This is a genomic window from Actinomadura fibrosa (assembly GCF_900659615.1).
In the GTDB taxonomy this organism is placed as follows: domain Bacteria; phylum Actinomycetota; class Actinomycetes; order Streptosporangiales; family Streptosporangiaceae; genus Spirillospora; species Spirillospora fibrosa.
Map to the genome: position 1 here is coordinate 94,475 of NZ_CAACUY010000010.1, position 13,419 is coordinate 107,893.

Annotated in this window: 10 protein-coding genes; 7 read left to right on the top strand and 3 right to left on the bottom strand. The window is 75.2% G+C overall.

Annotation, left to right across the window (positions count from 1 at the left end; translation table 11 throughout):
• Nucleotides 1–55 precede the first annotated feature (55 nt).
• Together E1300_RS06595 and E1300_RS06600 are read left to right on the top strand one after the other, a co-directional pair.
• Nucleotides 56–1,429, top strand: a complete 1,374-nt coding sequence (locus E1300_RS06595) for an aminotransferase family protein (RefSeq protein ID WP_131755974.1) — start codon at nt 56–58, stop codon at nt 1,427–1,429.
• On the top strand, nt 1,426–3,042 hold the full coding sequence (locus tag E1300_RS06600; RefSeq protein WP_131755975.1) for a GMC family oxidoreductase: 1,617 nt from the start codon (nt 1,426–1,428) through the stop codon (nt 3,040–3,042). Before E1300_RS06595 ends, E1300_RS06600 begins: the two co-directional genes overlap by 4 nt.
• Here the strand turns inward: E1300_RS06600 and E1300_RS06605 are convergent.
• Nucleotides 3,031–4,410: a condensation domain-containing protein gene (locus E1300_RS06605; RefSeq protein ID WP_131755976.1), complete on the bottom strand. Its 1,380-nt coding sequence runs from the start codon at nt 4,408–4,410 to the stop codon at nt 3,031–3,033. The genes E1300_RS06600 and E1300_RS06605 overlap by 12 nt on opposite strands.
• Nucleotides 4,411–4,599: 189 nt before the next feature.
• On the opposite strand from E1300_RS06605, the gene E1300_RS06610 reads away from it, so the two are divergent.
• Genes E1300_RS06610 through E1300_RS06620 form a run of 3 tightly spaced genes read left to right on the top strand, consistent with a single transcriptional unit; the run spans nt 4,600 to nt 8,202 of the window.
• Complete coding sequence (locus E1300_RS06610) at nt 4,600–5,988, top strand: FAD-dependent oxidoreductase (RefSeq protein ID WP_131755977.1); 1,389 nt, start codon at nt 4,600–4,602, stop codon at nt 5,986–5,988.
• A 23-nt stretch (nt 5,989–6,011) separates the two neighbouring features.
• Nucleotides 6,012–7,175 carry an epoxide hydrolase family protein gene (locus tag E1300_RS06615; RefSeq protein WP_131755978.1) on the top strand — a complete coding sequence of 388 codons (1,164 nt, stop codon included), beginning with the start codon at nt 6,012–6,014 and terminating at the stop codon, nt 7,173–7,175.
• A gap of 4 nt (nt 7,176–7,179) precedes the next feature.
• Entirely contained in the window at nt 7,180–8,202 is a 1,023-nt protein-coding gene (locus E1300_RS06620; RefSeq protein WP_131755979.1) for an alcohol dehydrogenase catalytic domain-containing protein, read from the top strand.
• Nucleotides 8,203–8,215: 13 nt separating this feature from the next.
• Here the strand turns inward: E1300_RS06620 and E1300_RS06625 are convergent, their stop codons facing one another.
• Entirely contained in the window at nt 8,216–9,547 is a 1,332-nt protein-coding gene (locus tag E1300_RS06625) for an FAD-dependent oxidoreductase (RefSeq protein ID WP_131755980.1), read from the bottom strand.
• A 186-nt stretch (nt 9,548–9,733) separates the two neighbouring features.
• On the opposite strand from E1300_RS06625, the gene E1300_RS06630 reads away from it, so the two are divergent.
• Nucleotides 9,734–10,915, top strand: coding sequence for an acyl-CoA dehydrogenase family protein (locus E1300_RS06630; RefSeq protein ID WP_131755981.1), 1,182 nt, complete (start codon nt 9,734–9,736; stop codon nt 10,913–10,915).
• Nucleotides 10,915–12,312: an FAD-binding oxidoreductase gene (locus E1300_RS06635; protein ID WP_131755982.1), complete on the top strand. Its 1,398-nt coding sequence runs from the start codon at nt 10,915–10,917 to the stop codon at nt 12,310–12,312. Before E1300_RS06630 ends, E1300_RS06635 begins: the two co-directional genes overlap by 1 nt.
• Before the next feature lie 17 nt (nt 12,313–12,329).
• On the opposite strand, the gene E1300_RS06640 is transcribed toward E1300_RS06635, so the two are convergent.
• Nucleotides 12,330–13,419: thiamine pyrophosphate-dependent enzyme (locus E1300_RS06640; RefSeq protein ID WP_131755983.1), on the bottom strand; the 1,090-nt coding region annotated here is incomplete at its 5' end.

Consider the following 13,419-nt stretch of genomic DNA (forward strand, 5'->3'; position numbering starts at 1 on the left):
TCCGGTGCCACGCTCGATTCGAGGAACGGCGGCACTGCGGGAAGCGAGCAAGAGGATGACCACCACGCACGGATTCGGCACCGCGAGGCTCAGATCGGGACGGGAACTGGAGGATCTGGACGGCCGTCATCTGATCCATCCGCACCAGAGCGGCGCGCAGAGCGACCGTTTCGTCATGGTCAGCGGCGAGGGATCGCTGGTCCGGGACGCCAACGGCGTGGAGTACCTCGACGCCTCGGGCGGAGGCAACTGGCTCGCCCAGGTCGGCCACGGACGGCCCGAACTGGCGGCCGCACTGACCGAGCAGGCCGGCCGGCTCGCCTATTTCTCGTGCTTCTTCAACTTCTCCAACGACAAGGCCGTGCTGCTGGCCGAGCGGCTCGCCGGACTCGCCCCAGCCGGCCTCGACCGGGTGTTCTTCACCTGCGGCGGCTCGGAGGGCGTCGAGTCCGCCATCAAGCTCGCCCGGTTGTACCACCACCACCGGGGAGAACCCGACCGGACCTGGATCATCTCCCGCGACCTCGCCTACCACGGCGCCACCTACGGCAGCGGCACCGCGACCGGCTTCCCGCTCATGCATCGGGGGATCGGCCCGAGCCTGCCGCACGTGGCGCGGGTCTCCCCGCCCTACCCCTACCGGGCCGCCCAGATGTACGGCGACGCGGACCCCACCGGCTTCCTGCTGCGCGAGCTGGAGGAGACGATCCAGCGCATCGGGCCCGGACGGGTCGCGGCGATGATCGGGGAGCCGGTCATGGGCGGCGGCGGCGTGCTCGTCCCGCCGCCGGACTACTGGCCGCGGGTGCGCGACCTGCTGACCTCCCACGGCATCCTGCTGATCGCCGACGAGGTCGTCACCGCGTTCGGCCGCACGGGCGCCTGGTTCGACTCCCCCGGGCGCGGCATGGATCCGGACATCATCGTCACCGCCAAGGGCCTGACCAGCGGATACGCCCCCCTCGGGGCCGTGCTCATGCGCGCGGACATCGCCGCCGCGGTCGCCGGGGACGGCGCGTACTTCTTCCACGGCCACACCTATTCCGGGCACCCGCTCTCCTGCGCGGCGGCGCTCGCCAACCTCGACGTCCTCGAAGGCGAGGACCTGGTCGAGCGGGCACGGACGATCGGTGGCTGGCTGCGCGAGGATCTGGCGTCCGCCGACGGGCTGGAGCGGGTCGGCGACGTCCGGATCGAGGGCGCCACCGCCGGGGTCGAGCTGGTGGCCGACAGGGCCACGCGCACGCCCGTCATGGCCGGAGCCGTCACCGCCGCGCTGCGCGACCGGCACCAGGTGATCGTCCGGGACTACGGGCCCACCATCGTCCTGTCACCGCCGCTGGTGATCGGGCGGGAGCAGGTCCGGCGGACCGTGCGCGCCCTGCTCGACGTGGTCTCCCGGCTGGACGAGAACGGCGCCGTCGGATGACGGGCGCCGAATACGACCATGTCATCGTCGGCGCGGGCTCGGCCGGATGCGTGCTGGCCGCGCGGCTGAGCGAGGACCCCGGCGTCAGCGTGTGCCTCGTCGAGGCGGGTCCCGCCGACACCCATGCGGACATCCGCGTCCCGCTCGGCGCGGGCCGGCTCTTCCGCACCCGCCTGGACTGGGACTACGACACCCACGACGAGCCGTTCCTCGGCGGCCGCCGCCTGTACCTGCCGAGAGGACGGGTCCTGGGCGGCAGCAGTTCCCTGAACGGGATGGTCTACATGCGGGGCCACCGGTCGGACTACGACGGCTGGGGGCTGCCCGGCTGGACCTTCGCCGACCTGCTCCCCTACTTCACCCGGTCCGAGGACAACGAGCGCGGCGCCTCGTCCCACCACGGCGCGGGCGGTGACCTGTCGGTCTCGGACGGGCGGTCCGGCAACCCGATGTCGGCGGCGTTCGTCGACGCCGCCGTCCAGGCGGGCCATCCCGCGGTCGGCGACTTCAACGCCCCGGACGCCGCGGAGGGCTTCGGCCACTACCAGCTCACCCAGCGCGGCGGCAGGCGGTGCAGCAACGCCGAGGCCTTCCTGCGCCCGGCGCTGCGGCGCCCCAACCTCACGGTCGAGACCGACGTGCAGGTGCACCGGATCATCGTCGAGGGCGGACGGGCCCGGGGCGTCGTGGGTGCCCGGCTGGACGATCCCTTCGAGGCGCGGGCGGAACGTGAGGTCATCGTGTGCGCGGGGGCGTACAACTCGCCGCAGTTGCTCATGCTGTCGGGGATCGGCCCGGCGGACGATCTGGCGGCGCTGGGGGTGCCGGTCGTCGCCGACCATCCGATGGTCGGCCGCGGCCTCCAGGACCATCCGTCCGCCAACCTCGTCTTCACGCACGCGCTGCCGGTCAGCCTGCTGGCCGCGGGCGGCCCCGAGCACGTGCGGCGGTTCGAGGAGGAGGGCGCCGGGCCGCTGACCTCCAACGTGCCGGAGGCGGGCGGGTTCGTCCGCGCCCGGTCCGCGCTCCCCGTGCCCGACCTCCAGTTCCATGCCGCACCGCTGATGCTGCTGGACGGTGGGCTGGCCGCGCCGACGCATCACGCGATCTCCTTCGGCCCGTGCGTGCTGGGCGCGCGCAGCCGCGGCAGCGTGACGCTGGCCTCGGCCGATCCGACGGCGAAACCGCGCATCCGCCATGACTACTACGGCGACGACGACGACCTGCGGACCATGGTGGCGGGGTTGCGGATCGCGCTGGACATCGCGCGGCAGAGCGCGCTCGCGCCCTACACCGAGACGCCCTACCTGGTGCCGGAGTCCGAGAGCGACGCGGATCTGCGCGAGTACGCCCGCAGGCGCACGCAGACCCTGTTCCACCCGGCGGGCACCTGCGCGATGGGCACGGTGCTGGACGCCGAGTTGCGGGTCCGCGGCATCGACGGGCTGCGGGTGGTGGACGCGTCGGTGATGCCCGCCCTGGTGCGGGGCAACACCAACGCCCCCGTCACCGCGATCGCCGAACGCGCGGCCGACCTCGTCCGCGGCGTCACCGCGCCCGCGCCCCCTGTCCGCACCGGTGCCGGAGGGGCCGCGGGCGCGTCACGCGCGTGAGCCGCTCCATCGCGGGTCCTCCGGGGCCGTGAGGCCGCCGCGGAGGATCCGCTCGAACTCGCGCGCCATCGTCCACATCGTGTCGGCGTCGAACACCCTGGCGTTGAACTTCAGGCTGCACGCGGTCTCGCCGGACGGGAGCACGTCCAGCGCCCACAGCCCGCCGTCGGGGATGTCGCAGCTCACCGCCTGCGAGAGCACGCGCCTGCGGATCTCCTCGAAGCGCAGCCCGGCCACGGGCACGCTGGCCGGTACGGGCGGGAACTGGAGCACCTCGAACGCGATCAGCTCCTGGTCGGGCGCGGCGGCCGTGTCCATCAGTCCCGGCGCCTCCGCTTCGACGTGCCCGAACGGGATGTCGTGGGTGTAGGCCTCCAGGCAGGTGGTGCGCACCCGCTCCACCGCCTCCCGGAAGGTACCGCAGTCGGAGAGGTCGGTGCGCAGCGGCAGGAAGTTCAGGAACACCCCGACCGTGTCGTGGAAGGACTCCTGGGCGCGGCCGGCGCTGAAGGTGCCGGCGACCACGTCGTCCCGCCCGGTCAGCTCGCGCAGCAGCAGCATGTGGGCGGCCATGAAGACCATGAACGGGGTACCGCGCAGCGCGCGGGCCGTCTCCAGCGCTCCGCCGGTGAGCGCCGTGTCCAGCAGGAACCGGTGGCAGGCGTAGACGGCGGGCTCCCCGCCCGCCGGCCGGTCGGTCGCGATCGTGGTCATCCGGGCGCCGCGCAGCGTCTCCCGCCAGTAGCCGCACGCCCTGGCGAAATCTGATCCCGCGGCCGCCTCCGGTGGCAGTGCCGCGTAGTCGCGGTACTGCCGGACGGCGCCGGGGCCGGGGCCTCCGCGACCGCGCCGGACCGCGTAGCAGGCGACCAGGTCCCGCATGACGAGCCGCATCGACCAGCCGTCGGCCGCCACGTGGTGGACGATGAGGACGAGCACGGCGTCCTCGCCGTCGAACCGTCCCAGGGCCGCGCGCAGGTGCGGCAGCTCACCGACCGGATAGTCCAGGGACTCGATCTCGTTGAGGAACTCCTCGGCCCGGAGATCGCGCTGACCGGCGGCGCCGTCCGGCAGGTCGCGGACGGTCAGGCGGACCGGCCCGGCGGGATGGACGGTCTGGTACCGGACCGCCCCGTCCCGCGCGATGGTCGTGCGGAGCGCCTCGTGGCGCGCCACGACGTCGTCCAGCGCGGCTCGCAGGGCCGCGGGATCGACGCGTCCGCGGAGCCGCCAGCCGACGGAGGCGACGTGCTTGGCCCCGAAGGCCCCGCCGGCGTCGCCCCGGTCCAGCGAGCAGAAGAACCGCTGCTGGGAGGAGAGCGGGATACCGGACGGCGCGAGCTCGGCGGGCAGCGGGCCGTCACCCATCGGAGGCTCCTTCTCCACATCGCGGGTCGGGAAATCGACCACAGTCTCACAGCGCGCCAACGGGTGGGCATCTTCTTCCTTGCCGACATCCGGCCGACCCGATCCCGGCCCCAATCCCGGCTCCACGTGACTCGGGGATGGCGCATTCCAGAAGTGGCCCGCCGATCCACGCGAGCGGACTCTGAGCACATGGGCATTCAGGCCGGGAAGCGCGCGGTGGTGCTCGGCGGGAGCGTCGCCGGCCTCCTCGCGGCGCGGGTCCTGGCCGAGAGCTTCGCCGAGGTGCTCGTCGTCGAGCGGGACGGCCTGCCGGACGAGCCCGCGCCCCGGCGCGGCGTTCCGCAGGGGCGGCACGCGCACGGGCTCCTGGCCCGCGGTCACCAGGTCCTTGAGGAGCTCTTCCCCGGCTTCACCGGCGACCTGCGGGCCGCCGGGGCCCTCACCGGCGACCTGGGCGAGCTGCACTGGTACTTCCACGGCCGGCGGCTGCGCCCCGCCCGCACCGGCCTGGTGGCCGTCGCCGCGACCCGGCCCCTGCTGGAGGGCCTGATCCGTGCCAGGGTCGGAGCGCTGGCGAACGTGGCGCTGCTCGACCGGTGCGAGGTCACCGGCCTGGCGGCGACACCGGGGCGCCGGGCGGTGACCGGGGCGCGGATCCTGCGGCGCGAGGGCGCGGCGCCGGCGGAGACCGTGCTCGACGCCGACCTCGTGGTGGACGCCACCGGCAGAGGGTCGCGCACGGCCGCGCACCTGCGCGGGCTCGGCTACCGGCCGCCCGCCGAGGACCGGGTGAGGATCGACCTGACCTACACCACCCGGCACTACCGCCTCGGCGCGGGCCGCATGCCCGCGGGCGTGCAGTCGATCAATCCCGTGTCCGGACCGGTCACCCCGCGCGGCGCGTTCTTCTCCGAACTGGAGGACGGGCTGTTCGTCCTGTCGCTCACCGGCGTGCTCGGCGACCGGGCGCCGACCGATCCCGACGGCTTCGCGGCCTTCGTCCGCTCGCTTCCCGTACCCGACGTCCACGACATCGTCGGCGACGCCGAACCGCTGGACGCGCCGGTCGCCTTCCGCTTTCCCGCGAGCGTGCGGCGCCGCTACGAGAGGCTGGAGCGCTTCCCCGCGGGACTGCTGGTGGTCGGCGACGCGGTCTGCTCCTTCAACCCGGTCTACGGGCAGGGCATGACCGTCGCCGCGCTGGAGGCCCTGGCGCTCCGCGGCCATCTGCGGTCGGGCGCGATCCCCGAGCCGCGCCGCTTCTTCCGCGACATCAGCGTGATCATCGACGTGGCCTGGGACATCTCGGCGGGCGGCGACCTCGCCTTCCCCGGCGTCGACGGTCGCCGCACCCTCAGGACCCGGGTCGGCAACGCCTACATCGCCCGGCTGCACGCGGCGGCGGCGCGCGACCCGGAGCTCACCCGGGCGTTCATGCGGGTGGCGGGCCTGGTCGACCCGCCGAGGGCGCTCACGCGGCCGGGTGTGCTGCTCCGCGTGCTGCGCGGCGGCGGCGCGGCCGGGAAGGACCTCCCCGCCGGCGCCGGGGCGGCGGCGGCCGATCACTCCAGCGCCTAGACCCGCGTGGATCCGGAGCGAGCATGCGCCCTTTCCGTGTCGACATCCCCGAGGACGACCTCGACGATCTGCGGTCCCGGCTGGCCCGGACGAGATGGCCGGACGAGCTGCCCGGCACGGCCTGGACGCGCGGCATCCCGCTCGGCTACGTGCGGGAGCTGGCCGAGCACTGGCGGTGCCGGTACGACTGGCGGTCCGCCGAGGCCGCGCTCAACCGCCATCCGCAGTTCCTCACCGAGATCGACGGCGCGACGATCCACGTCCTGCACGCCGAGTCGCCGGAGCCGGACGCGCTGCCGCTGGTCGCCACGCACGGCTGGCCCGGTTCCGTCGCCGAGTTCCGCGACGTCATCGGGCCGCTGACCGACCCGCGCGCCCACGGCGGCGACCCCGCCGACGCCTTCCACCTGGTCGTGCCGTCGATCCCCGGGTTCGGGTTCTCCCGGCCGCTGCGCACGCCGGGATGGAACGCCCGCCGTGTCGCCGGCGCGTGGGCCGAGCTGATGCGGCGCCTCGGCTACGGCCGGTTCGCCGCCCACGGCGGCGACGCCGGCTCGGTGGTCTCCCTCGAACTCGGCCGCGCGGTGCCGGACCGCCTGGCCGGGGTGCACGTCAGCATGCTGCTGACCTTCCCGTCCGGCGCCGCGGGCGAGCTGGACGGCCTGGGCGGGCGCGACCGGGAGCGGCTGGCGCGGCTGGCGCGGTTCGAGGCGGAGCTGTCGGGTTACATGAAGCTCCAGTCCACCCGGCCCCAGACCCTCGCCTACGCGCTCACCGACTCGCCCGCCGGGCAGCTCGCCTGGATCGCCGAGCGGTTCCGGGAGTGGAACTACGCGGCCGGCGTGCCCGAGGACGCGGTGGACCGCGACCACATGCTCACGACCGTCTCGATCTACTGGCTGACGGCGACGGCCGGGTCCGCGGCCCAGCACTACTACGAGGGCGCCGAGGACCTGCGCCGGGCCGCCCGCGGTGAGCCCCCGCCGCCGCTCACCGTCCCGGTCGGCGTGGCGGTGTTCCCGGACGACGTGCTGCCACCGGTCCGGCGGCTGGCGGAGCGCGACGTCCCGGGCATCACCCGCTGGACCGAGTTCGAGCGCGGCGGGCACTTCCCGGCCATGGAGGAGCCGGACGCCCTCGTCGGCGACATCCGTGCGTTCTTCCGTCCGCTGCGTGAGGAGAGGTGATGCCATGAGAGCCGCCGTGATCCCCGATGTCGCCAGCAGATGGCGGGTGGACGAGGTGCCGGTCCCGGAGCCCGGGCCGGGCGAGGTGCTCGTACGGGTGCGCGCCTCGGGCCTGTGTGTCAACGACGTCCTCGCCACCGCGGGGGCCATCCCGTTCCCGTCCGTCCGCCCCGCGGTCACCGGGCACGAGCCGGCGGGCGAGGTCGTCGCCGCCGGGCCCGGCGTCACGTCCCGCCGCGCCGGCGACCGGGTCGGTACCACCTGGGTGCGCGGCGCCTGCGGGCGGTGCGGCCACTGCCGGGGAGGGCCGCCGGTGACCGGACGCGCGGCGTTCGCCTGCGCGGCGCCCGTCACGACCGGGTTCAGCGTGCAGGGCGGGCACGCCGAGTACCTTGTCGCCGGTGCCGGCGAGACCGTCCTGCTGCCCGACGGGCTCGCCTTCGAACTGGCCGCGCCGATGCTGTGCTCCGGGTACACCGCCTGGTCCGCCCTGCGCGCCGGGGAGCCCGCGCCGCACGAGCGCGTCGCCGTGCTCGGCATCGGCGGGGTGGGCCATCTGGCCGTCCAGTTCGCCCGCGCCTGCGGCTTCGAGACGATCGCCGTCACGCGCTCGCCGGACAAGCACGGGCTCGTCCGGCGGCTCGGCGCGGACGAGGTCGTCGCGGACGGCGCCGGCCTGCGGGAGGCGGGCGGCGCCGACGTCCTGCTGGCGACCGGCAGCTCCTACCCGGCGGCCGCTGAGGCCCTGGCGGGGCTGCGGCCGGGCGGGCGGCTGGTCCTGGCCGGGATCGACCCGTCCGAGCCGTTCACGATCCCGGCCGCCACGACCCTTCCGTTCTTCGGCCTGGGGCAGCGGGTCATCGGTGCCACCCACGGCGGTCCCCAGGTCCTGCACGAGGCCCTCGGTCTGGCCGCCGCCGGCAAGGTCACTCCCATGGTCGAGACGTTCCCGCTGAAGGAGGTCGCCGAGGCGTTCGACAGGGTCGCCTCGGGTGACGTCCGCTTCCGCGCGGTGATCACCTGCTGAAGCAGCCGGCCGGTCAGCGCCGTCCGTGCCGCACCACGCGGAGCACCATGCGCGGCCGCATGAGCGATTCCGGCCGCTCCATCAGCCCGGCCACGCGCAGGTAGGCGTCGGTGACCCGGGCGTCCCTGCACGCGGCTCGCTGGAGACGCGCGATGTAGGCGTTGCCCGCGCGGACCTTCAGCGTCCGGCGCCCCTCCACGCCGGGGAAGTGCAGGTCGCCGCCCGCGGCGATCTGCCACGGGACGTCGAGCATCCCGGCGAGTGCGGGCAGCAGCTCGCGGGGATGCGCCCGCCCGCCGCCGCGCAGGTGCCGCCGCAGGGCGTCGGCCTGGAGGGCCGCGACGCTCATCCCCTGCCCGTACACCGGGTTGAAGCTGCACAGCGCGTCGCCCATCACGAGCAGCCCGGCGGGGAACCGCCGGAGCCTCTCGTAGCGGCGCCGGACACTGGCCGGGAAGGTGAAGCGCACCGGATCGTCGAGCGGCTCGGCGTCGCGGACCGCGTCGTACACGTCGGGTACGGGCAGCGACCGGACGTACTCCAGGAACGCCTGCGGGTCGGTCGGCGGGTGGTCGCCGAGGAGCCCGGTCAGCGACAGGATGCACACGTCCCGGCCGACCTGGCCGAAGAACGCGCCGCGCGGATGGGCGGGGGACGCCACCGGGTTGATCGACTGCACGCCGTCGAACATCTCGGGCCGCAGCCGGTAGTGGCGGGTGGTGTAGGCGAGGCCGACCTTCACCCGGTCCTCCGCGGGACGCCGGTACCCCAGCTCCTCCAGCCATGCCGGGGCGCGCGAGCCGCGTCCGGTGGCGTCGACCACCAGGTCAGCCTCCAGCGTCCGGAGGGCGTCGCCGGCGGCACCGTCACTGCTCCGGACCTGGACCCCGACGATGCGCCCGCGATCCGGCGACGCCACCGGCCGCACGGCGTCGTGCCGTTCCAGGAAGGCGACGTTCGCCAGGTCCGCGACCCTCGCCCGGACACGTCCTTCCAGCACCGGACGCGGCGCGGTCACCGACACCATCCCCGTCCGGGCCGGCCGCAGCCTCCGGGCGTTGAAGTACCAGCGCATCTCGCCCAGGTCACCGGTGGGGGCGCCGCTGGCGCGCAGTTCCTCGGTGATGCCCGGGAAGAGCTCCTCCACGATCAGATGCCCGCGGGCGTGCAGGCCGTGGGCGTGCACGCCGTGCGGTGCGCCCTGCCGGGGCCCGCTCACGCCGAGCACCTGGTCCCGTTCGACGATCAGCACGTCTCGGAAGTGCTCGGCCAGCACGCGCGCGGCGAAGAGCCCGGCGATGCTCGCGCCGAGGACGACCGCCTGACCGCGGGCATCGTCGTTCACCGCTGCCACCTCCTGAATCCGACGCGGAGCGTCCCTTCCGCGACAGCGTCGCGCGGCTTCGCGTGCCGCCGCATCTCCCGGTGTGCGCCGTCGCGGCACCGCGTCCGAACGGGGCAATCTGCGAGATGCCCGCCCGCTCGCGCGCAGCGAGCATGGAGCCGAACCAGCGGCGCAGGGAGGAAGAACGTGGCGGTCACCGAGATCCCCAGCGGGACGGAACTCGCCCAGCGGGCGGCGGCACTCGTCACCCCGCTCCGAGAGCGGGCGCCGTGGGCGGAGGAGAACCGCCGGCTGCACGAGGAGACCATCGAGGCGATGGCGGACGCGGGCGTCTTCAGGCTGCGGGTCCCCGCCCGGTACGGCGGCTACGAGGCCACCACGCGAACGCTCCTCGACGTCGCCGCGCACCTCGGGAGGGGAGACGGCTCCGCCGCGTGGACCGCGTCGGTGTGGTGGATCCCGGCCTGGATGGTGTGCCAGTTCCCCGACGAGGTCCAGGACGAGGTCTTCTCCACTCCCGACGTGCGCGTCTGCGGGACGCTGAGCCCGGGCGGCATGGCCACGTCCGCGGACGGCGGCATCGTCGTCAGCGGCCGGTGGGGTTTCATCAGCGGCGCTCTCCACAGCCACTGGCAGCAGATCATCGCGGTCGTGCCGTCCGAGACCGGTGAGATGTGCCCGGTCCTGGCCCTCGTCCCGATGGCGGACCTCCAGATCGTCGATGACTGGCACACCTCGGGACTCCGCGGCACCGGGAGCGTCAGCACCGTCGCCGACGGCGTGTTCGTCCCGCGGGCCAGGGTGCTGCCGCTGGAGGCGCTGCTCAGCGGCCAGGGCGTGTCCGCGGCCAACGCCGGCTCCCCCGTCTACCGCGGTCCGCTGCTGCCGGTCGCGTCGGCCACCTCGGTCGGGACCGTGCTGGGCCTGGCGGAGGCGGCACGCGAGGCGTTCTTCGAACGGCTGCCCGACCGGAAGATCACCTACACCACGTACGACAGCCAGCGGGAGGCCGCGCTCACCCACCTAGAAGTCGCCGAGGCGCGGCTGAAGGCCGACGAGGCCGGGTTCCACGCCCGCCGGCTCACCGACCTCGTCGACGGCAAGGGAGCCTCGGGCGAGGCCTGGAGCGTGGACGACCGGGTGCGCGCCCGCGCCTGGCTCGGGCGCGCGACACACCTCGGCAGGGAGTCCGTGGACGTCCTCGCCGGCGCCAGCGGCGGATCATCGATCTACCAGAGCGCGCCGATCCAGCGGATCCAGCGCGACGCGCACGCGCTCACCCTGCACGCGCTCATGCATCCGAGCACGAACTTCGAGCTCTACGGACGGGCCCTGTGCTCCATGGAGCCGAACACCCTCTACATCTGATGCGCACGGCGGCCAGGCTGGACGCGGGCGTCTCGCTCCCGGGCGAACCTGGGTACGAGAAGGCCACGCGGGTCTTCAACCTTTCGGCACCGGCACGTCCCGCGGCGGCGGTCACGGCGACCACGCCGGAGCAGGTCCAGGCCGCCGTGCGGTACGCGAGGGCCGCCCGGCTGCCGGTACGGGTCCACACCACCGGCCACGCCTCCGCCGCCGGCCGTCCGATGGACGGGGCCCTGCTCGTCCGCCCGCGGCTGCGCGGCCGTGTGCGGGCCGACGCCGGGCGGCGGATCGCGCGGATCCCGGCCGGGACGACCTGGGGTGAGGTCGTGCGGGAGGTCGCCCGGCAGGGGCTGGCGGTCGCGCACGGCTCGTCGGCGCTGGTCGGCGCCGTCGGCTACCTGCTGGGCGGCGGTGTGAGCTTCTACGGCCGCACGGCCGGCCTGGCGTCCAACGCCGTGCGCGCGGTCGAGCTGGTCACCGCCGACGGCGAGGCGCGCCGGGTGGACGCGGCGTCGGATCCCGAGCTGTTCTGGGCCGTCCGGGGCGGTGGGGGCGGCCTCGGGGTCGTCACAGCGGTCGAGGTCGGGCTGTTCCCGGCGTCCCAGGTCGTCACGGGAGCGGCGTTCTGGCCCGCGGCGCAGGCCGGGCGCCTGCTCCCCGCGTGGCTCGCCTGGTCCCGGCACGCCCCGGAGGAGGCGACGACGTCGCTGCGGATCATCGATCTGCCGCCGGGCCCGGACCTGCCGTCCCATCTGAGGTCGGGACCGGTGGTGTGCGTGGACGGGGCGGTCCTGGCGGCCACGCCGGACGACGTCCGGACCGCGCGCCGGCAGGCCGAGGATCTGCTGGGCCCGCTGCGCGCCATCGCCGTCCCGATCGTGGACACGTGGCGGCCGGCCGCGCCCGCCGCGGTCCTCGGCGCGCACCTGGACGCCCCCGACCCGGTCCCGTTCATCGGCGACCACATGCTGCTCGACGGGCTCGGCGGGGACGCCGCCGACGCGTTCCTCCGGGTGGCGGGCGAGGGATCCGGGTCGCCCCTGGTGCTCGCCGGCTTCCGGCATCTGGGCGGCGCGTTCGACCGGCCGGACCCGGCCGGCGGCGCGCTCACCCGCGTCCGGGGGCCGTACGCGTACATGGCGTCGGGCGCCCCGATCGGCCCGGTCACCGGGACGGCGCTGCGCGAGCACTGCGCGAAGATCCGCGACGCTCTCGCCCCGTGGGACACCGGGTGGACGGTGCCGTCCCTGGTGGAGAGCGCCGCCCAGCCGCAACGCCACCTCACGGAGCAGGAGGTGCGGGGCGTCGACCGCGTCCGCACCCGTGTCGACCCCGACGGCCTCTTCCGGGGCGACGTCGCCCCGAACGCCACCGCACTCGCCGCCGACCGGCGCTGACCGGCGCTTGGCGCTGCTCAGCGCGAGTCGGACGCGCCCGGAGGGACGGCGAACATGTCCGCGACCACGTCCCGGACGATCTTGCAGTCCAGCACCAGGACGCCGCGGCCGCCGCGGCGGCGCCAGTCGCGGACCGCGGCCAGGTCCGCGACGGCGCGCACCGTCACGGCGGAGGCGCCGAGGGATCGCGCCACGCCCGCGAAGTCGGTGTCCCCGAAGACCGTCGCCGCGCTCCTGGCGCCGGCGTCCCCGTACATGTGGACCTCGGCCCCGTATGCGGCGTCGTCGTAGACGACGACCAGCGCCGACGCCGCGACGCGGATCAGCGTCTCCAGTTCGGGCAGGCCCATCAGCGCGCCGCCGTCGCCGAGCGCCGCCACCACGGTGCGGTGCGGGCGCGCCACGGCCGCGCCCACCGCCCCGGCGAGGCCGAGGCCGATCGTCTGGAAGGACGCTCCGGTGAACACCAGCGCGGACGGCTCGCGCGCCGGCCAGTACAGCGCGGGCCATGCCACGAAGTGCCCGCCGTCGGTGACGAGCGTGCGCTCCCGCGGGAGCAGGCCGGCGAGCGAGCGGGTGAGCGTACGGGGGTCGATGCGATCGCTCGTGCTCCGATCCTCGTGCGGCGTCTCCCGCCGGCCGGCTCGCCGGCGCGCGGCGGCCCTGGCGCGTCCCGGCGCGGCGGGCAGGCCGCGCGCCCGGGCCTCCCTCAGCAACTGCCCGGCCACCGCGTTCGCGTCGCCGCGCACGAAGAGGTCGACGCGGCTGGACGTGGCGCGCTCGGCGACGTCGACCTGGACGAGGGTCGCACCGGGATCCAGCATGGCGCTCCGGCCGAGTGCCCACGGCCCGAGGCTCGCGCCGAAGGCCACCACCGCGTCGGCGGCGGCGATCAGCCCGGCCGCGCCCGGGGCCGCGAAGCCGCCGCACAGGCCGAGCGCCGAAGGATGCCCGGTGAACGCGCCCGCGGCCATCACGGTCGTGGTCAGCAGCGCGCCGGTCACGTCGGCCAGGGCCGCGATGAGGGGGGCGGCCCCCGCCCGCCGGGCACCGGCTCCGGCCAGCAGCACGGGGCTCCGCGCCGCCGCGAGGACGTCCAGCGCCGCT